The following is an 18,982-nucleotide window of genomic DNA, read 5'->3' as shown; positions in this document are numbered from 1 at the left end:
CCAACTCTTACATTCCTTTCAGTTTCTTTATCCTACAATAAACAAAAAATTTTCAAAAGTTGGTAGATGAGAATAGATAAGTTTTTAAATTCAGTAAATATTACAAAAAGACGTTCAGTTGCTCAGGATATGCTTAGCAACAAAGTTGTAGAAATTAATAATGTTGTTGTAAAGCCTAGCAAGAACGTAGAAGTCGGTGATACGATTACAATTAAGTATCTTAACGAGACAAAGAGTTATGAAGTGTTACAAATACCAACCACAAAATCAACACCCAAATCACTTCAGGGTGAGTATATCAAGGAACTTTAGATGAACTACGAAGAAGCAAAAATTAAATTTACATCACTATTTAATCATGAGATGGATGATGCACAGATGAAAGAGTTTCTAGAAGGTATGAAACTAGATAAAAATACATCTGTCGAGTCTATTGCAGCAGCGGCAGAAGTAATGCGTTCACATGCTTATCCACTTCCGATATCTGAGGAATTAAGCAACAAGTCTTTAGATGTGGTCGGTACAGGTGGGGATAAGATAGGTAGTTTTAATATATCTTCTACAGTTTCTATTTTAGCTTCAGCCGCGGGATGCTCTGTTGCAAAGCATGGAAGTCGCTCAGTTACATCCAAAAGTGGTAGTGCAGATATGCTTGAAGAGCTTGGAATTAGACTTGATATAACTCCGGCTCAGTCTGCAAAACTTTTAGAAGAAGTTGGTTTTTGTTTTATGTTTGCCCAAAACCACCATCCTGCTATGAAATTTATTATGCCTGTTAGAAAAAGCATACCAAATAAGACGATCTTTAATATTTTAGGACCTCTTACAAACCCAGCAAATGTCAAAAAATCATTACTTGGTGTATTTGATAAATCTTTTGTACCAAAAATGGCAGAAGCGCTTAAAATAAATGGTTCAACTAGTGCACTTGTTGTTAGTTCTGATGAGGGTATGGATGAGATAAGTTTATCTAGTATTACACATGCAGCACATCTTAAAAACGGAATCATTAGAGAGTTTGAAATAGATCCAGAAGAGTATGGAATCAAAAAAGCTCCACTTGAAGCCATAGTAGGTGGTGATGGTAAAGAGAATGCTCAGATATTACACAATATATTTGACTCATCTGCAACTGAAGCACAAAGGGATATAGTTCTTTTAAATGCGGCAGCTGCACTTATGGTTGATGGTATGGCAAGTGATATACAAGAAGGTTTAGAGATAGCTAAGGAAGTTATTGCTAAGGGCAAGGCTAAAGCTAAACTACAACAGATTATAGAGATATCAAATAAGTTATGAAAAAACATATTCTAGCTCTTGATGAAATTAAAAAACTCAGTGATGATATAGTTGCAACATTTCCTAGTGGAATTATAATTCTGCGCGGTGATTTGGCTGCAGGTAAAACTACTCTGACTAAAAATATAGTAGCATCACTTGGGTTAGATGACGAAGTGACATCACCTACCTTTTCTTTGCAGCAATGTTATTCAGATAAGGTTTTTCATTATGATATCTACAACAAAGGGATAGAACATTTTATATCTATGGGGATGTTGGAAGAGTTGGAAAAAGACGGACTTCATATAGTAGAATGGGGTGATGATAAATTAAAAGAGATTTTAGTTGATTCCGGTTTTGATGTTTTAGAAATATATATAAATAAAATAGATTCAGATACAAGAGAGTATTTAATAAGAGAGTATAAATAATGCATAAATTAAAAGCTATTGATTTAAAAAAGAGAATAAAAGATTTAGAGATAGTAAAGGGTATGAGCCTTGAAGTTAATAGTGGTGAAGTTGTAGGACTGCTTGGACCAAACGGTGCTGGTAAGACCACTACATTTTACATGATATGCGGGCTTGTAGAAGCAAGCAGTGGAGAAGTTTATTTTGATGATACAGATCTATCTGGAAAGCCTCTTCATGAAAGAGCCCTAAGGGGTATAGGGTATCTTCCTCAAGAAGCTTCGATTTTCAAAGACTTAACTGTAGAAGACAATCTTATGGTAGCTGCAGAAGTTAGTATAAAAGATAAAAAAGACAGAGAAGACAGAATATTAGAACTTCTTGATATGTTCAACATAGAACCTATTCGCTACCGTAAAGGTATTAGTTTAAGTGGTGGTGAGCGTCGTCGTGTGGAGATAGCACGTGCACTTGTAAACAAACCTAAGTTTTTACTTTTGGATGAACCTTTTGCAGGTGTTGACCCGATAGCTGTTATGGATATTCAAAAAGTTATTCATCAGCTTGTATCATACGATATAGGCGTACTTATAACCGATCATAATGTTCGTGAAACACTCGATGTATGTGACAGGGCCTATGTAATCAAATCAGGAAATCTTCTGGCAAGCGGTACAACTGAAGAGATCAGAGCCAATGCAGATGTTCGTACACACTATCTTGGTGAGGATTATAAGTTCTAGATTATGGCAGCTCTTAGACAAACCCAATCAGTTGAGAATAAGCATAAACTATCAAATACGCTAAGAAATTGGCTTCCGATATTGCATTCTAGTTTAAGTGATCTGGGTGAGGCTATGGAGCCTTTCATTGAATCAAATCCATTAGTAGAAGTTAAATCAGGGTTTGAAGAAGAGTATGAAAAAAAGATTCCTAAAAAGATAATAAACAGAGCCGTCAGTAATTCAAGAACAGAGCAAATTGAGGCACTGACTGTACAAAACAGATCACTACATGATGTTTTAGATGAACAGATAGGTGCACCGCTGTTTCCAACACCAACATCTGAATCTATTGCTATGTATGTAGTGTCCAACTTAGATGAAAACGGTTACTATGAGGGTGACAGTGAAGCTTTTTGTAAAGAAGAGGGAATTACTTTAGAGGAGTTTGAAAAGATCCGTCTAAGGTTTGCTCATGTTGAACCTGTAGGAATCGGAGCAAAAGATCTCTCTGAGAGCTTTATCTTTCAGCTAGATTCATCTGATATAAGTGATGAAGCATATTCTTTAGCCTGCGCAGTTATAAACGATCTGCAAAATATTTACAGCTTTTCAGATGAAAAAAATTTTTCCGAAGTTATGCGTGTTATGGGGACATTTAAAAACCCTCCATCTATTGAGTACCAAGAAGATTCTGAACAGTTAGTACCTGATCTGATGATCTATTTTGATGAAAATGACAATATAGAAGTTAAACTAAACGACGCATATTATCCAACTATTAAGATCGATACCGACTATGGTGTTGAGCATGAATTTGTGTCTCAAAAAATCAAAGAGGCAAAATCACTCGTAGATGCTTTAGATATGCGTAAAGCTACACTTTATAAAGTGGGATTGATGATCGTTGAGTATCAGTATGACTTCTTTACCGGCGGGCAAATTATGCCGCTGACTCTTAAAACATTAGCAGATGAATTTGGACATAATCCATCTACAATTTCACGTGCCATAGCAAATAAGTATATAGCTTGTGATCGCGGCATTTTAGCTATGAAAGAGTTCTTTACAACTGCAATCGACGAAGATGTGTCAAATGCTGCAATTAAAGACTATCTAGTAGGACTCGTAAAAGAGGAAAGTCATGCCAAACCATTAAGTGATATGAAACTTTTAGAGATGATTCAAGATAAGTTCAAAGTGAAGATGGTTAGACGTACCATCGCAAAATATAGAAAACAATTAAATATAGCAGGTTCCAGTGAGCGAAAAAAACTCTATCAACTCCATTAAAAAACGCCTCGATGAAGAGGTAGAAAAAAGAAACCAAGTCGGTGAAGTATCAGAAGATAAGTTAGATCCTATATTTGTAGCATACAGACATAAAGATCCGACGATCTCTCTTATTTGTGCACTTTTTGCATATGGAAATGTAAAGCAGATTGTTAAGTTCTTAGATTCACTAGATTTTACTCTGCTTAAAAAGAGTGATGATGAAATACAAGAAGCGCTAAAAGATCACTACTACAGATTCCAAAAAGCCGAGGATGTAATAGCACTTTTTATTGCCTTAAAACGATTGGAAGAAAAAGATAGCTTAGAAGATGTATTTAAAAGAGGGTATCTAGTAAACAATAATCTTATAGAGGGTATAAATGAACTTATATCTACTATAAAAGAACTTTATCCTCATGAATCTCAGGGCTATAACTTTCTAATATCTAAAGTGACTACAAAAACAAAAGGCAGCGGTGCATTAAAACGCTGGATGATGTATCTTAGATGGATGGTAAGATACGACAATATAGATATGGGTCTGTGGAGCGGAGTAGATCCAAAAGATCTAATCATCCCACTTGATACACATACATTTAATGTAGGTAAAAAGCTTGGTCTTTTAAAAAGAAAGACATATGATCTTCAAGCTGCAATAGAACTTACAGATACGTTAAAAACTTTTGATGAAAAAGATCCATTAAAATATGATTTTGCACTCTATAGACTTGGACAAGAATCAATCGTCTAAACAATTGAAAATATAAGCTCTTTTAGATATAATCGCTAAAATAAATAATATATTTAAAGGCATTGATTATGGAATGCGAATTTCCTACAGTTAACTCAAATAATGAAGAAATTTTAGAGATTTTAGACAGTGTTAAAACAATAGCTATGATCGGTTTATCACCTGATGAGAGCAAAGCAAGTAATATGGTTGCTAAGTTCTTACAAGACAGAGGTTACAAAATTGTACCGGTATATCCTAAAGGGGAAACTATATTAGGTGAAAAAGTATATCGTTCACTTCTGGAGATACCTTTTGAAATTGATATGGTAGATATTTTTAGAAAACCGGATGTATTTGATGCTGTGGCAGATGCGTGTATTGAACGCGGAGATGTTAAAGTATTCTGGGGTCAGTTAGGTCTTGTAAATAATGCAGCAGCTAAAAAAGCTGAAGATGCCGGGATGAGAGTTGTGCAAAACCATTGTCCGAAAATAGAATTACAAAACAGATAGGTAGACAGACAGTTGATAGATTTAAAAAATATATATGAAGCAAAAGAAGCGATAAAGGGTATAGTTTTAGATACACCTTTTTCTTATGCTCCTCAAATGAGTGAATACTCAGGACTTGAGGTTTATTTAAAAAAAGAAAACCTTCAAATAACAGGTGCATTTAAAATTCGTGGAGCTTATAATAAAATAGCTTCTTTAGACAAATCTCAAATGGAGTGCGGTGTTATAGCTGCGAGTGCAGGAAATCATGCTCAAGGTGTTGCTCTCTCAGCATCAAAATTTGGAATCCGTGCTGTTATTGTTATGCCTGAATCTACACCTCTAACAAAGGTAAATGGTGTAAAACATCTTGGTGGAGAAGTTATTTTACATGGTTCTAATTATGATGAAGCATATGCTTATGCAATGGGATTTGCAAAAGAAAATTCACTAACTTTTATACACCCTTTTGAAGATGAAAAAGTTATAGCAGGTCAGGGGACTGTAGCTTTAGAGATCTTAGACAAGTGTGAAAAACTAGACGCCATAGTAGTTCCAGTAGGAGGAGGCGGACTTATCTCAGGAATAGCCTCTGCAGTTAAACAGATCAATAAAGATATTAAAGTTATTGGAGTTGGTGCCAGCGGTGCTCCTGCGCTTAAGAACTCATTTGACACAGGTATACCGCAAGACAGCTTAAGTGTTAGAACAATTGCCGATGGTATAGCTGTTCGTGATACATCAAAAATTACTTTAGATCATATGCTTGGGAGTGTTGATGAATTTATAAGTGTTGATGATGAAGAGATAGCTAGTGCAATATTATTTTTACTAGAAAAACAAAAACTTGTTGTGGAAGGTGCAGGAAGTGTAGGTGTTGCGGCAGCTATACACGGAAAGTTAAAGCATCTAAAAGGTAAAAATGTAGCCATTGTATTAAGCGGCGGTAATTTGGATGTTACGCTTTTAAATGTAATTATCGAAAAAGGTTTATTAAAATCACACAGAAAAATGAACGTTACGGTGACACTTGTAGATAAGCCTGGTTCGTTAAAACGCTTTACTGAGATACTTGAAGAGTTGAGTGCAAACATTGTACATATATCTTATGACAGAACTTCTATTTCCCTTGATTATGGTGATGCAAACGTTACAGTACATATGGAGACAAAAGGTGAAGAACATCAAAATGAGATAAGAGAGAGACTTGAAAAAGAGGGCTATTTAAGAAGATAAAGTATATGAAAGCAGTCAAAAGTAAAAAATTTTCAGAACCAATTATTTTTTATGTTAAACAAAAAAACTCTACTATTTTGATTGCGGACAAAACTACAGCTGTTAGATTTTTAGATCAGCAAAACCTAGAGACACTTGGCGGATTTAAAGCAAATATAAATCACAAATGGTATAAAAACCAAGTGATCTCTTTTAGCAATAGTGGTGATTATTTTGCTGTTGTCAGTGAAGATGTTAGAAGTTCTAAACTTTATGATGCATCTACTAAAAAAGTTAAGCAGAAGATAAACAGACACCATGGAGAAGTTTCTTGTGTAGCTGTAGATCCTAGAGGGAACTACTTCTTTTCAGCAGGGGAAGATGGCAGATGTTTTGTCGTTGATACAAAAAGTGCAAGGCTTGTTTTTACACTCCCTCACCATGCAGATACAATAAACGATATAAAATTTTTTAATAACTCATATTTGGTTGCAACTGCCAGTTACGATAAAAAAATTCACATATTTAACTACGGAACTATTACACCGATTGCAACACTAAAAGCTCATACTGCAGCGGTTATGAAAGTAGAGTTTTTAACTCAAAACATCCTATGTAGTGTTGATAAAAATTCATCAGTTATTATATGGGATATAAATGCCCAAAAAGTCATTAAAAGACTTGATGGGATTCACGATGAAATAGTTGAGATTACATCAAACGAACATTTTTTATTTTTAGGAACACAGCTTGGTTTTGTAATTGTTTATGATCTAAGTTCTTATGAACAAGTTTCAAGAAAATTTATTAAAGTTGACTCTAGAATAACTTGTCTGGAATATGATGCTGAGCAAGGTTTACTTATAGTTGCAGATGATCTTGGGGAGTTGTTATATTATGACGTATATACTGGTTTAGATAAACTCCAAAAGCATATAATGTTGGCTGAGTACGATAAAGCATATAAATTAATCAAAAAAAATCCTTTACTTGAGTATACTGACAGCTATAAGAAGATAGAAGAATTATGGAATAAAATATACGACAAGGCCTTAAAATTTCTTCAAGGGTCTAAAAAAGAAAAAGCACTAAACTTATTTGGTAGTTTTACGGAGATCCCAAGTAAAAACTCAAAAATAAAAAAATTATTTAATGAATTTGACGAGTTTGATAAGTTTTTAGCTTTGGTCAAATCAGGGAAAATATCACTTGCTTACTCTTTGGTTAATCAGCATCCTCTTTACAAAGAATCAGATATATATAAAGCACTGGAATTAAAATGGCAAAAGCTTTTTTTACATGCTCAAAAAATGGCATTGGAATCTAAACCTAAAGAGCAGATCAGAGAGTTGCTGTCAGAATTCAGGGGTGTAAGTGAGAAAACAGCTCATATTCAAGAGATGCTTATAAAAAGTGATATATATACAAGGTTTAAAAACTCTATTATTAAAAAAGATTTTAAGATGGTATTTGAGCTTGTCAGAGTTAATCCGTTTTTAAAAGAGTTCCTTGAATATTCCAAAGTTATAACATTTGGAGATACTCTGTATATAAATCTTCACAAATATATTGAGGACAATGAGATACATAAAGCTGTTAAACTTTTAGATATATTGGTAGATTTTCCAGACTTTAAAGATGAAGTTAAAAGTATAAAGCTTGATATAGAATCAAGAGATAAGCTTTATCAAGCAATTGAAAAATCAAATTTTGATGATATATATAATATTATAGATAACTCCGAAACTTTAATAAATACACCTGAGGGAAGAAAGTATAACAAACTTTGGTCTGATGATTTTGAAGTAGCAAAAGAGTATGCCTTAAACGGTGATCCAATTGGTATTTATGGGATTCTTGAAAAGTATAAAAGTATATCATCTAAATATGTCTCAATAGCTAATATATATGCATTGGCTTATGTAACTCAGATAGAAAAAGCTATAAAAACCAATAAAGATAAAACAGTTCTTGAGAAAGCTTTTAAAACTTATATTTTACACTTTGGTACAGATGATTATATCTTATCTACCTATGAGCTTTTTTGTAAAAAATATGACTCTAAACTAATGGATATGGACTCTTTGAGAAAAGGTTCAAAAAAACAGTGGCGCTCATCAATGAGGGTTGAAAATATCTTAGAGTAATATAAACTTTAAAATTATTTACAACTTTAACCTAAATCAAAAAGCTTTTTAAGTATAATCCCTGAAATTTTATAATAGGAGACTTTTCATGCAAATAAATGGCGCTCAAATGGTCATAGAAGCTTTAATTGAAGAGGGTGTTGAAACTGTTTTTGGATACCCTGGTGGAGCCATCATGAATGTCTACGATGAAATTTATAAACAGGATAAGTTTCATCACATACTAACTCGTCATGAACAAGCTGCTGTTCATGCTGCAGAAGGTTACGCTAAAGCAAGCGGTAAAGTTGGTGTAGCTATGATTACATCAGGTCCTGGTTTTACAAACGCAGTAACAGGTTTAGCAGATGCATATATGGATTCAATCCCTTTGGTTGTAATCTCGGGTCAAGTACCAATGAGTCTAATCGGTACAGACGCATTTCAAGAGATCGATGCAGTTGGAATCAGCCGCTCATGTACTAAGCATAACTATCTGGTAACTTGTGCAGCAGATCTGCCAAGAATTTTAAAAGAGGCTTTTTATATAGCAGCTTCAGGTCGTCCAGGTCCTGTTCATGTTGATATTCCAAAAGACGTAACTGCTGAGATAGCAGAGTTTGATTATACTGTAGAACTTGACTTAGAGACATATAAACCTCATACTAAGGGTAATCCTCGTCAGATCAAAAAAGCTATAGAAGCTATGAGTAAGGCTAAGCGCCCACTGTTTTATTTAGGTGGTGGTGTTATTAATTCAAATGCAGCTTATGATGTTAGAGAGCTTGTAGCTAAAACAGGTATACCTGCAGTAGAGACTTTTATGGCTCGTGGAACTCTAAGTCACGATGATGAGTTATTAGTAGGTATGCTTGGTATGCACGGTTCATATGCATCTAATATGGCTATGAGTGAGACAGATTTAGTTATCGCGCTTGGTGCTAGATTTGATGACCGTGTAACTGGTAAACTTAGTGAATTTGCTAAAAATGCAGGTGTTATACATGTAGATATCGATCCGGCATCTATCTCAAAACTTGTAAATGCAGATTATCCGATTGTTGGTGATGTTAAGTGCGTTGTTCAAGATATGTTAGAACTTAGTGATAGAATCGATTCTAAAAAATATGTTCAATGGCGTGATACTATTGCTAAGTTTGATGAGCTTCATCCATTAATGTATCATGAAGACAGTGAAAGAATTAAACCTCAATGGGTAGTTGAACGTGTTGGTGAATTACTTGGAGATGATGCTAATATCTCAACAGATGTTGGTCAGCACCAAATGTGGACAGCTCAGTTTTATCCATTTAGCAGACCTCGCCAGTTTATGAGTTCTGGTGGTTTAGGTACTATGGGATTTGGTTTCCCTGCGGCTATGGGTGTTAAAGCAGCAACTCCAGAGAAAATTAGTATTAACTTTACTGGTGATGGTTCTATTTTAATGAATGTTCAAGAGTTAATGACGGCTGTTGAGAAGAAACTGCCTGTTATAAATATTATTTTAAATAACAATTATCTTGGAATGGTTCGTCAGTGGCAGACACTTTTTTATGATAAGCGTCACTCTGAAACAGATCTAAGCATCCAGCCTGATTTTGTAAAACTAGCAGAGGCTTTTGGTGGGGCAGGTTATAGGGTTTCAACTAAAGAAGAGTTTGATGCTGCACTTAAAGACGCAATAAAGAAAGATGTAGTAACTTTTATAGAAGTTAGCGTTGAGAGACTTGAAAACGTTCTTCCAATGGTTCCTGCAGGCGGTAGTTTATTTAATATGATGTTATTAGAAAAGAAAGGAGATAAATAATGATGCACGAAATTGACGAAAGAAGAGTAGTATCAGTAATCGTTGTTAATGAATCAAGTGTATTATCTCGTATAACTGATCTTTTCTCTGCACGCGGGTATAATATTACATCATTAACTGTAGCACCTATTCCTGAGAGTAGATACTCAAGACTTACAATAGTTACATACGGTTCAGTTCGCGTAATTGAGCAGATCACAAAACAGCTCCATAAGCTTATACCTGTATATAGAGTGTATGAGCATGTAGATTTAGTTGAAAAAGAGATGGCTATGGTTAAGTTCCCTGTATCTGAAAATATTACAGATATCAGTACTCTATGTGAAGCATACAACGGTAAAATAGTAAATGTTGGTGAAAACGTAGTTATAGCTATGGTTGCCGATGAGCCAAAACGTGTAGATAACTTCTTAAAAATTATACAAAGATATAATCCTAAAGAGATAGTAAGAAGCGGCGCTGTAGCGCTGGAGCGTTAAGATGACATTAAAAGAGTTAGTAGCAAATATAGGTATTGAATTAGAAGACGAGTGTTTTGAAGTAACTGGTATGAATACACTCTCAGATGCAACTGAAAGTGAAATATCTTTTGTAGCTAATTCTAAGTATATTAAAGATGTAGCTAACTCAAATGCAGGCGCTATTTTAATAGATGAAGCAAATAAAGATGCACTACCTGATGGATGTGTAGCTTTGGTTGTAGAATCACCTTATTGGGATATGGCTACGCTTTCTAAATTTTTCTCTACACCTATTGAAGATAACAACCTACCTAAGGCAATAATAGGAGAGGGCACTAGTGTATCGGCTAAGGCTGAAGTGGCAAATGGTGCTGTAATAGGTAAGAATTGTAGGATTATGGCAGGTGCATATGTAGGTGCAAGTGCAAAAATTGGTGACAATACTATTCTTTATCCAAATGTTGTAGTATATAAAGAGTGTGTAGTAGGAAACGATTGTATTATTCATGCAGGAACTGTCATAGGAAGTGATGGTTTTGGTTTTGCATCAAATAGGGTAGGTGAGCATAACAAGATCTATCATAATGGAAACGTTGTGATAGGTGATAATGTTGAGATTGGTTCAAACAACTCTATTGACAGGGCTGTATTTGGTTCAACAACAATAAAAGCAGGTGCAAGACTAGATAATCTGATTCAAGTTGCTCACAACTGTGAAATAGGTGAAAATGCAGTTGTTGCAAGTCAGACAGGTTTTGCGGGTTCATCTAAAGTTGGTAGAAGTAATGTATTTGGTGCACAGTCAGGTGTGGCAGGGCATTTAGAGATAGCTCCGTTTAATACGTTTGCGGCAAGAACAGGTGTAACTAAAACAGTAAAAACAAGTGGAAAAACATATGCAGGCTTTCCGTTTATGGATCATAAGTTATGGTTAAAAATACAAGGAAAAATAGCAAGACTAATTAAATAGGTTACTATATAATAAACTATTTAATTATTTAAAGCCGTAGAAGGCTTTAAATATGAAATTAGTATTTTCTAATACGAGAATGGCAAGATGTACACTGCTTTAACATTTGTGTATAATCTTCTAGAGCATCATCCATGTTATTACGTTCTAAAGAACTAATAAGATCATTAGCATACATTTCAATCATATTTGCTCTTTTTTGAGCAAATTTATCTGCATAAGCTTTATCTTGAGGTAGATACTCTTTAGCGTCTGAGCTTTTTAAAGAATGTAAACCTCTTTTTAGATCAGTTACACCTTTTTGCATCATCTCTTTTTTAGAATAAAACCCACCTTTTTGTATCATCTCCATTGCAGCAAGCATCGATCTCATATCAGAAGCAAGTTGTGCTCTTTGTGTTTGGTTTGCACTAAGCGGTGATATTAAAAGTAATGTTGCTGTAAGTGTATAAATTATTTTTTTCATTTTTTCCCTTTAGTATCTAATGATATCTTTTGTAAACTCTGCTAAAGTAACAGTTTGAGCACTATCTTTAACTTGTTTCTTAGCTTTTCTTTTTCCACCGTATTGTTCTTTTAATTCAGGTTTAAATGCTTTGAAAAACTCGTGAAATTTATCTGGACCAAGTACGCCTACTGCCCAAAGTGTATCATCATCATGATGCTCTAGTACAATTGATGCTAAAGGTTGAGGGGCAGGTCCACCTAAAACTTTACAACCCTTATATGGATCATAAGCAGAAAGGTGTGAACCACAAACTATAACGCTACCAGTTTTGCTACACTCCATCTCTTTCGTACAAGCCATAGTTTTACCGCCAGACTTTAGATAAGACATAAAAGTGTCTTTTTTATTTATGTGCGTTAACTGGTGAGGACATATAGCACTATAAGCTACTATATTTCTCTCTTTACCTACGCCACCGTTCCAGATATACTCTTCACCGTCTTCACTTTTTAAAGACACTTTTCTTTCAGTTGCTTTTGGAAGCGATATTAACATACAAGATGTACCAACATGAGGATAATTAAACACGTAGTTTTCTTCTTTAGCTAATTTCGAAGCTAGAATAGGGTTCCCATTCCCATCTAACAATTGTACTTTGTTATAAGCAGTATACATTGTACCGTCAGCTGCATATAAATTACCTTTTATTAATGAAGGTGCAATAGCTATAAAACTAGCTCCTCCAACAACTTTTAAAAAATCTCTTCTTTCCATTATAAATTCATCTCCTTAAAATAAATTATTAAAGTAAGCATTCTATCATAAATTCTTAGTTTAATAATTTTGCAGCAAAGTGCTGCAAAATAGTAGATTATGCGTTAAACATATCTCTAAACATACCTTTAGCCCATTCGTTAAGAGCTTTACCGTTGTTAATACCAGTAGTACCACGCCATTCTTGAGAAAGATCAACATTAGTAAATCCAGCAAGTTTTTTACCTTCGAATTTATACTCAGCTCTAACAGAAATTGCATGTTCAGGATTAGCAGAAACTGCAGAATAACATACTGTTAATGGAGATTTCCACTCTAAGTCAGTATTTTTATTGATTCTGTTAGCTATGAAAGAACCTAAGTAGTGACCCTCAGAGTTTGCAGTGTTACCTGATTTAGAGTAACCCATAGGACGTGCATCACCAGCTACGTAAATGTTTTTCTCACCGATTACTTCATAAGTGAACGGATCGATGTTACCTTCCATTTTGTTAAATGCAGTATCTTTTGCAACACCACAAACTTCTAGAAGTTTTCCACCACGAACATGTGGGTAGAATGCTGCATCAGCAAATTCGTATTCATCTTCCATTTCACCAGCAGTAACTACTTTCTTCTCTAAGTCAATTTTTGTGATAGCAGAACTTGGGTGATACTCAATATAATCTTTATACATCTCATCAAATGAAGATTGGAAACCTTCTTTTTTAATTGTAATATCTGGATTAGCATCTAAAAGAACAACTTTTCCATCAATTTCATTTTTCTTGAAGTACTCAGCAATTAAACATGCTCTCTCATACGGAGCAGGAAGACATCTATAGTTACCACCTGGTACTGTTAATATGAAGTTACCACCTTCAAAGTCTTCAAGTTTAGTTTTGATAGTCATGTGCTCACTACCTGGAATGAAACCTGCAGGATACTTAGTACGAAGTGTTTGCTCTGTTTCAGCATCAACACCCCAAACACTATAATCATAGTCGATACCAGGTGCTAAAACTAAGTGATCAAAATCTATATCACCTTCACTAGTATGTAAAACTTTGTTAGCTTTATCTAAACCTGTAGCAGTTGCATTAAAGAAAGCATAGTTGTTTTCACGAGCAGCTTGAAGATAATCGTGAGTTAAATAATCTAAATCTTTAGCACCAACTAAGTATAAGTTACTGATTGGACAAGAAACAAACTCTGATCTTTTTTCAACTAAAACAACATCAGCACTTGGTGCAAACTTTTTAGTGTATTTAGCTACAGCTAAACCACTCCATCCACCACCTACTACCACAACTCTTGGACCTTTTGCAGCTGGAAGAGGCGCTTTAGTACCAACACTTGTAGTAGCCTCTGGTTTAGGCTCTGAACTATTTCCACATGCAGTTAAACTTGCAGCAGCAACACTGATTGCACTATATTTAAGTATGTCACGACGATTCATTAATTCTCCTGTTTTGTTATGTTATTACTTTTCCAAATAAATTCGGATAAAAAAATATTACAATTAGTTATATTAATCGAATATTAGGCGAAGGCTCAAATAGCTTGAAAAACCTTAAACACAGTGCTTAAGAACATAATCTAATATTATATCTATATTTAAAAAAATCACAATAGTGTGATAAAATTAACTAAAACAGAGAATTAAATGTGGAAAAAATGTCAATTCTCATAAAGTGGATTAAAAAATATTTGTATAACTTATAGTAAAATTAAAAAAAAAATTATGAAAAAAAATTTATAAAATGAGTAAAAACGGTACTAATTATTAGTTGATAAATGTATTTTTTTGAAAATTATGTTGATTAATTATATTTAAAATTAGGCAGGATTATAAAGAGGTGTTGTTTTTAATCTTCAGTATTATAAGAACGATCTCCAGCATCACCAAGACCAGGAATTATATATTTATCTTTATTTAACCCTTCATCAATTTGAGCAATGTATATATCTACATCTTGATGTTTTGAATGGAGAGTTTCTAAACCATCAGGTGAACCGATAATATTTAAAGCTATGATTTTAGAAGGCATTCTGGATTTTATAAGTTCAATAGCATCACACATGGAACCACCTGTAGCTACCATTGGATCAACTAAAAGTATGGTTTTACCTTTACACTCAGGCAATCTATCATAATACAGTATACTTTTATGTGTTTCTTCATCACGTTTCATTGCTAAAAAACCTGCAGTTACATTTGGAATAAGCTCCATGGCACTGTCTAGCATAGGCATACCAGCTCTTAGAACAGTAACAACTATAATATCTTCTTCATCTATTGTTTTATAATTTTTATTGCCAAGCCAAGTTGATGTTTCTTTATCTATTAAAGGAAACTCTTTTAAAGCTTCGTATGTAAGTTGTTTTGTTAATTCTGATATTGTATGTCTAAATTGAGGTGCTTTAGTGTTTTTATCTCTAAGGTGTGTGATAAGTGTTTTTGTAAGGGGATTTGATAGCTCAAATATCATAATAGATTACTTTATCTTTATATAAAAGAGAATTAATAATTCTCTTTTACAAACTCTGCTATTCTTTGTATACCTTCACGAATTGTGTCTATACCAGTTGCAAAACTTAGTCTGAAGTATCCAGGAGTACCGAATGCTTCACCAGGAACTACTGCTACTAGTTTTTTATCAAGTAGATCTTTAGCAAATGTTAGAGTATCTTCTGTAATCTCTTTTGTATTTACAAAAAGATAAAAAGCACCGTCTGGTTTTATTACACTTAGACCGTCTATCTCATTTATAAGTTTCACAGCTTCATCTCTACGCTCAATGAATGCTTCTTTCATCATAGCAATATCAGCATCAGCACTTCCGTCAAGTCCTGCGATAGCTGCATATTGAGTTATAGAGTTAATGTTTGACGTACTTTGAGATTGTAGTTTTTTAGTAGCTTTTACAAGTTCAGTGTCTGCTGCTGCCATATAACCAAATCTCCAACCAGTCATTGCTACTGATTTTGATAAACCGTTAATAGTAATAGTACGTTTATACATATCATCACTGATAGCTGCACATGAAGTAAATTCACCATCGTATGTAAGTTTTTCATACATCTCATCACTAGCTACTAAAATATCAGTACCTTCTAACACTTTTGCAAGTGCAGTTAGTTCATCTTTTGAGTAAACTGCACCTGTAGGGTTTGACGGTGTAGTTAAAATTAACATTTTTGTCTTAGGTGTGATAGCATTTTTAAGTTGCTCAGGAGTTATTTTGAATCCTGTTTTGTCATCAGTGTGAATCTCTACAACTTTACCGCCGCAGTATTTAACAAGCTCTGGATATGTAACCCAGTATGGAGCAGGGATGATAACTTCAGCACCATCTTCTATAGTAGCAGAAAATAGATTGAATAAAGTATGTTTAGCACCGTTGTTAGCTATGATTTGATTTGGCTCGTAAGTTAAGCCGTTATCTCTTTGTAGTTTTCCTGCAATAGCTTTTCTAAGTTCAGGAACACCATCAACCGCAGTGTATTTAGTACGTTCATCATTAATTGCTTTAATAGCAGCATCTTTAATAACTTGAGGAGTTCCAAAATCTGGTTCACCGGCAGAGAAACTAAGTATATCTTTACCTTCAGCTTTTAACTCTTGTGATAAAGTAGTTATAGCTATTGTAATAGACTCAGATAGCGAATTTATGCGATTAGTCATAATATCCCTTTTAATGCAAAATATATCGGGAATTATACTGAAAAAAAGTGATATTTGTTATTAATTTTTCATCGCTTTGATGAAATTTTCGTATATGTGTTCCAATTCTAAATCTTGTTCGAGTACCTCTTTATTATCTTCATGTAAAATGTGTTCTAATATAGCAACTCTTTTAAGTAAGTATTCAAACATCTCTTTGTTAATATCTGGAAGCATATTATGCATAAATGGATCTTTACATCTTCCTTTTGCAATTACATGAGCAGGTATTCCTATCGCTGTTGAGCATTCAGGAACAGGTTTTACTACAACAGAGTTTGCGCCGATTTTTGCATTTGCACCGACTACAATATTTCCTAAAACTTTTGCACCAGCACCTATAACGGCACCTTTACATATAGTAGGGTGACGTTTGCCGTGTTCTAATGAAACACCGCCTAATGTAACACCTTGATATATTAAAACATCATCTTCAATTATTGTAGTCTCACCGATAACTACACCGATACCGTGATCGATAAATACACGGCTACCAAGTTGTGCAGCTGGGTGAATTTCAACATTTGTCATAAATTGTGAAAATCCTGATATCATTCTTGCAAGTCTTTTGAAATCAGCTTTATAAACACGGTGTGCAACTCTATGCCAAGCTACGGCCCAAATTCCACGATAGTTGAATAAAAAGTCAACCCACGAATTTAGAGCAGGGTCGTTTTTGTATGCGTTTGAAAAATCTTCTTTAATATATCTTATAATGCCCACAATATAACCTTAATATGTTGTTCTTAGATAACCATTTTGTTTTAAATATGTATTTAATTGTGCTAGTGTATCAGCTTTTTCTTGTGTTGTGATAAATTCACTTTGAAGAATATCATTTTCAAGTTTATTTAAAATACTTTTACCGGAGTAACCTATGTCTTCTAATATATCTAAAATATTTTCAGATTCTATTCCGTTAGAGATGTTGTAGCCATCTTCTGTAATATTTATTGTATATTCATTGGGTCTGCTGAAAAGATTATGATTCATTCCAAGAGTTTCCTGATAAGCACCCACATTGAAAAAACCTAAAAAGTATTCTTCGTTATCTAGATCAACATCATGTAGATGAAGAGGTTTTGAAGGATTAAAACCAATCTCTCCGTCACTATCACAAGTAATATCCCATAATGATGCTGCACGAATAGGTTTTTTTTCTAAATTATGGATCGGCATAACCGGAAAGTCCTGTTTAATACCCCAGTAATCAGGTAAGCTTTGAAATATAGAAAGATTAACCAAATATCTTTCTTGAAGTCTTGTCTGAAGCAATTCAAGTTCACGTGAACCTTCAAAACCTTCAATATATAGTGCTTTTTTAATAATGTTGTGAACTAAAATTTCAGCATTTGATCTGTCCTGAAGATCTATATATCCAAGATCAAACAGTGTAAATAGTGATTCTTGATGATCGAGTGCATCGTGAAGATACTCTATTGATGTCTTAGAAGATATTAGATCATTAAGAGATACCAGCTCTTGAACTAAAGGTGGATTGACGTCTTTTAGGTTTAGTAATCTTTCATGGTAATCCTGAGAAAACAACTCTAACACAGGTGCTACAAGAAGGGCATGTGAAGCAACTACATAGCGACCTGACTCAGTGTAGATATTTGGATGTTTAATGTTCTTTGCATCCATAATCTCACCAAGTAAAAAAACAACTGAGCTTGAAAACTCTTTAATAGAGTAGTTGTGAGCTTGTGAGTTCTCATGCTGATCATACTCTACGGCAAGTCCACCACCAATATTGATATTTTCTAAAGACTGGGCACCCATCATTCTAAGTTCAGCGTAGATATTTCCTGCTTCACGAAGAGCTTTTTTAAGTGGTGCAATATCTGACATTTGAGAACCGATATGGAAGTGAATCATACTAAGTGAATCAAGTAGGTCAGCTTCTCTTAAAAGTGCTACGGCTTCGATGATTTCAGTAGATGTAAGTCCAAATTTGGCATCCATTCCACCACTCTTAGCCCAAGCACCGCTTCCAGCACTGTGCAGTCTAATTCTAATACCGATATTTGGTACTTTAAAGTTTGTATTTTTAGCTACTTCAATGATCGTCTCAAGCTCATTAAGACCCTCAATAGTAAGTGTTATATTATGACCACAACTTACACCTATAAAAGCAATTGTAATCATCTCCTCATCTTTAAATCCGTTTACAGTGATGTTTGTTCCAGCTTCTACCTGGCTCATAGCCAAAACAAGTTCAGCTTTACTACCTGCTTCAAGCCCGTAGTTAAACTCTTTACCTTGCTCAGTAATTGCTTTTATAGCATTTGGAAACTGATTTACTTTCAGTGGGAACACTGCATTGAACGAACCGTTGTAGTTATTTTCAGACATCGCATTGTTAAAGTTTGTATACAGGTTTTTTATTTGCTTTTTAATCAGGTGTGGAAATCTAAGCAGCATAGGACCTCTGATCCCACCTGAGCGAATCTCTTGCACTATGTTTATAACTGAAGGTTTTGATTTGTAGTTTAGTTTAACTTCACCATCTCTTATTTTGAAGTCATTGTTTGAGAAAATATCTATACCGTAATTATTCATC

Annotated in this window: 19 protein-coding genes; 12 read left to right on the top strand and 7 right to left on the bottom strand. The window is 34.2% G+C overall.

Annotated elements, in window-relative coordinates:
- Positions 1 to 66 precede the first annotated feature (66 nt).
- The 12 genes from ABZA65_RS04650 to lpxD all read left to right on the top strand — a co-directional run bounded on the left by ABZA65_RS04650 (position 67) and on the right by lpxD (position 11,491).
- Entirely contained in the window at positions 67 to 312 is a 246-nt protein-coding gene (locus tag ABZA65_RS04650) for an RNA-binding S4 domain-containing protein (protein WP_373071102.1), read from the top strand.
- Positions 313 to 1,299 carry an anthranilate phosphoribosyltransferase gene (gene trpD / locus ABZA65_RS04645; RefSeq protein WP_373071100.1) on the top strand — a complete coding sequence of 329 codons (987 nt, stop codon included), beginning with the start codon at positions 313 to 315 and terminating at the stop codon, positions 1,297 to 1,299. It begins immediately after the preceding gene.
- On the top strand, positions 1,296 to 1,712 hold the full coding sequence (tsaE, locus tag ABZA65_RS04640) for a tRNA (adenosine(37)-N6)-threonylcarbamoyltransferase complex ATPase subunit type 1 TsaE (protein WP_373071098.1): 417 nt from the start codon (positions 1,296 to 1,298) through the stop codon (positions 1,710 to 1,712). The genes trpD and tsaE overlap by 4 nt, the downstream gene beginning before the upstream one ends.
- Entirely contained in the window at positions 1,712 to 2,434 is a 723-nt protein-coding gene (lptB, locus tag ABZA65_RS04635) for an LPS export ABC transporter ATP-binding protein (RefSeq protein ID WP_373071096.1), read from the top strand. The genes tsaE and lptB overlap by 1 nt, the downstream gene beginning before the upstream one ends.
- A gap of 3 nt (positions 2,435 to 2,437) precedes the next feature.
- A complete protein-coding gene (locus ABZA65_RS04630; RefSeq protein WP_373071094.1) occupies positions 2,438 to 3,706 on the top strand; it encodes an RNA polymerase factor sigma-54 in 1,269 nt (422 codons plus the stop codon).
- Positions 3,675 to 4,439 (top strand): TIGR02757 family protein, encoded by a 765-nt coding sequence (locus ABZA65_RS04625; RefSeq protein WP_373071092.1) that lies wholly within the window; start codon positions 3,675 to 3,677, stop codon positions 4,437 to 4,439. The genes ABZA65_RS04630 and ABZA65_RS04625 overlap by 32 nt, the downstream gene beginning before the upstream one ends.
- A 68-nt stretch (positions 4,440 to 4,507) precedes the next feature.
- Positions 4,508 to 4,933, top strand: coding sequence for a CoA-binding protein (locus ABZA65_RS04620; protein ID WP_373071090.1), 426 nt, complete (start codon positions 4,508 to 4,510; stop codon positions 4,931 to 4,933).
- Positions 4,934 to 4,945: 12 nt separating this feature from the next.
- Positions 4,946 to 6,148, top strand: a complete 1,203-nt coding sequence (gene ilvA / locus ABZA65_RS04615; RefSeq protein ID WP_373071088.1) for a threonine ammonia-lyase — start codon at positions 4,946 to 4,948, stop codon at positions 6,146 to 6,148.
- Between the two features lie 5 nt (positions 6,149 to 6,153).
- Positions 6,154 to 8,274 carry a hypothetical protein gene (locus tag ABZA65_RS04610; RefSeq protein WP_373071086.1) on the top strand — a complete coding sequence of 707 codons (2,121 nt, stop codon included), beginning with the start codon at positions 6,154 to 6,156 and terminating at the stop codon, positions 8,272 to 8,274.
- An 88-nt stretch (positions 8,275 to 8,362) separates the two neighbouring features.
- The gene (locus ABZA65_RS04605) at positions 8,363 to 10,060 is read left to right on the top strand and encodes an acetolactate synthase large subunit (protein ID WP_373071084.1); all 1,698 of its coding nucleotides are present in this window, start codon (positions 8,363 to 8,365) and stop codon (positions 10,058 to 10,060) included.
- Between the two features lie 2 nt (positions 10,061 to 10,062).
- Positions 10,063 to 10,539 (top strand): acetolactate synthase small subunit, encoded by a 477-nt coding sequence (gene ilvN, locus ABZA65_RS04600; protein WP_373071184.1) that lies wholly within the window; start codon positions 10,063 to 10,065, stop codon positions 10,537 to 10,539.
- 1 nt (position 10,540) lies between these two features.
- Positions 10,541 to 11,491 carry a UDP-3-O-(3-hydroxymyristoyl)glucosamine N-acyltransferase gene (gene lpxD / locus ABZA65_RS04595; protein ID WP_373071082.1) on the top strand — a complete coding sequence of 317 codons (951 nt, stop codon included), beginning with the start codon at positions 10,541 to 10,543 and terminating at the stop codon, positions 11,489 to 11,491.
- A 58-nt stretch (positions 11,492 to 11,549) separates the two neighbouring features.
- Here lpxD and ABZA65_RS04590 read toward each other — a convergent pair whose 3' ends face one another.
- From ABZA65_RS04590 to speA, 7 genes are all read right to left on the bottom strand, one after another.
- The gene (locus tag ABZA65_RS04590; RefSeq protein ID WP_373071080.1) at positions 11,550 to 11,957 is read right to left on the bottom strand and encodes a hypothetical protein; all 408 of its coding nucleotides are present in this window, start codon (positions 11,955 to 11,957) and stop codon (positions 11,550 to 11,552) included.
- A 9-nt stretch (positions 11,958 to 11,966) separates the two neighbouring features.
- Positions 11,967 to 12,713, bottom strand: coding sequence for a Rieske 2Fe-2S domain-containing protein (locus tag ABZA65_RS04585; RefSeq protein WP_373071078.1), 747 nt, complete (start codon positions 12,711 to 12,713; stop codon positions 11,967 to 11,969).
- A gap of 97 nt (positions 12,714 to 12,810) precedes the next feature.
- A complete protein-coding gene (locus tag ABZA65_RS04580) occupies positions 12,811 to 14,151 on the bottom strand; it encodes an FAD-dependent oxidoreductase (protein ID WP_373071076.1) in 1,341 nt (446 codons plus the stop codon).
- Between the two features lie 409 nt (positions 14,152 to 14,560).
- Positions 14,561 to 15,184 (bottom strand): uracil phosphoribosyltransferase, encoded by a 624-nt coding sequence (upp, locus tag ABZA65_RS04575; RefSeq protein WP_373071074.1) that lies wholly within the window; start codon positions 15,182 to 15,184, stop codon positions 14,561 to 14,563.
- Between the two features lie 32 nt (positions 15,185 to 15,216).
- Positions 15,217 to 16,380, bottom strand: coding sequence for a pyridoxal phosphate-dependent aminotransferase (locus ABZA65_RS04570; protein WP_373071072.1), 1,164 nt, complete (start codon positions 16,378 to 16,380; stop codon positions 15,217 to 15,219).
- 60 nt (positions 16,381 to 16,440) lie between these two features.
- A complete protein-coding gene (gene cysE / locus ABZA65_RS04565; protein WP_373071070.1) occupies positions 16,441 to 17,142 on the bottom strand; it encodes a serine O-acetyltransferase in 702 nt (233 codons plus the stop codon).
- Between the two features lie 9 nt (positions 17,143 to 17,151).
- The gene (gene speA / locus ABZA65_RS04560) at positions 17,152 to 18,981 is read right to left on the bottom strand and encodes a biosynthetic arginine decarboxylase (RefSeq protein WP_373071068.1); all 1,830 of its coding nucleotides are present in this window, start codon (positions 18,979 to 18,981) and stop codon (positions 17,152 to 17,154) included.
- Position 18,982: the final 1 nt, after the last annotated feature.

It is taken from the genome of Sulfurimonas sp. (assembly GCF_041583195.1).
Classification (GTDB): Bacteria; Campylobacterota; Campylobacteria; order Campylobacterales; family Sulfurimonadaceae; genus Sulfurimonas.
Note: the sequence above shows the minus strand (reverse complement) of the source record. Positions and strands in the feature narration are given on the sequence as shown.

Excerpts from the sequence above, each read along its gene's own strand:
- ABZA65_RS04570 (WP_373071072.1), bottom strand. The coding sequence starts at position 16,380 with ATGACTAATCGCATAAATTCGCTATCTGAGTCTATTACAATAGCTATA.
- ilvN (WP_373071184.1), top strand. The coding sequence starts at position 10,063 with ATGCACGAAATTGACGAAAGAAGAGTAGTATCAGTAATCGTTGTTAAT.
- ABZA65_RS04580 (WP_373071076.1), bottom strand. The coding sequence starts at position 14,151 with ATGAATCGTCGTGACATACTTAAATATAGTGCAATCAGTGTTGCTGCT.
- ABZA65_RS04650 (WP_373071102.1), top strand. The coding sequence starts at position 67 with ATGAGAATAGATAAGTTTTTAAATTCAGTAAATATTACAAAAAGACGT.
- ABZA65_RS04630 (WP_373071094.1), top strand. The coding sequence starts at position 2,438 with ATGGCAGCTCTTAGACAAACCCAATCAGTTGAGAATAAGCATAAACTA.
- ABZA65_RS04590 (WP_373071080.1), bottom strand. The coding sequence starts at position 11,957 with ATGAAAAAAATAATTTATACACTTACAGCAACATTACTTTTAATATCA.
- ABZA65_RS04610 (WP_373071086.1), top strand. The coding sequence starts at position 6,154 with ATGAAAGCAGTCAAAAGTAAAAAATTTTCAGAACCAATTATTTTTTAT.
- speA (WP_373071068.1), bottom strand. The coding sequence starts at position 18,981 with ATGAATAATTACGGTATAGATATTTTCTCAAACAATGACTTCAAAATA.
- ABZA65_RS04585 (WP_373071078.1), bottom strand. The coding sequence starts at position 12,713 with ATGGAAAGAAGAGATTTTTTAAAAGTTGTTGGAGGAGCTAGTTTTATA.
- lptB (WP_373071096.1), top strand. The coding sequence starts at position 1,712 with ATGCATAAATTAAAAGCTATTGATTTAAAAAAGAGAATAAAAGATTTA.
- lpxD (WP_373071082.1), top strand. The coding sequence starts at position 10,541 with ATGACATTAAAAGAGTTAGTAGCAAATATAGGTATTGAATTAGAAGAC.
- ABZA65_RS04605 (WP_373071084.1), top strand. The coding sequence starts at position 8,363 with ATGCAAATAAATGGCGCTCAAATGGTCATAGAAGCTTTAATTGAAGAG.
- trpD (WP_373071100.1), top strand. The coding sequence starts at position 313 with ATGAACTACGAAGAAGCAAAAATTAAATTTACATCACTATTTAATCAT.
- tsaE (WP_373071098.1), top strand. The coding sequence starts at position 1,296 with ATGAAAAAACATATTCTAGCTCTTGATGAAATTAAAAAACTCAGTGAT.
- ABZA65_RS04620 (WP_373071090.1), top strand. The coding sequence starts at position 4,508 with ATGGAATGCGAATTTCCTACAGTTAACTCAAATAATGAAGAAATTTTA.
- upp (WP_373071074.1), bottom strand. The coding sequence starts at position 15,184 with ATGATATTTGAGCTATCAAATCCCCTTACAAAAACACTTATCACACAC.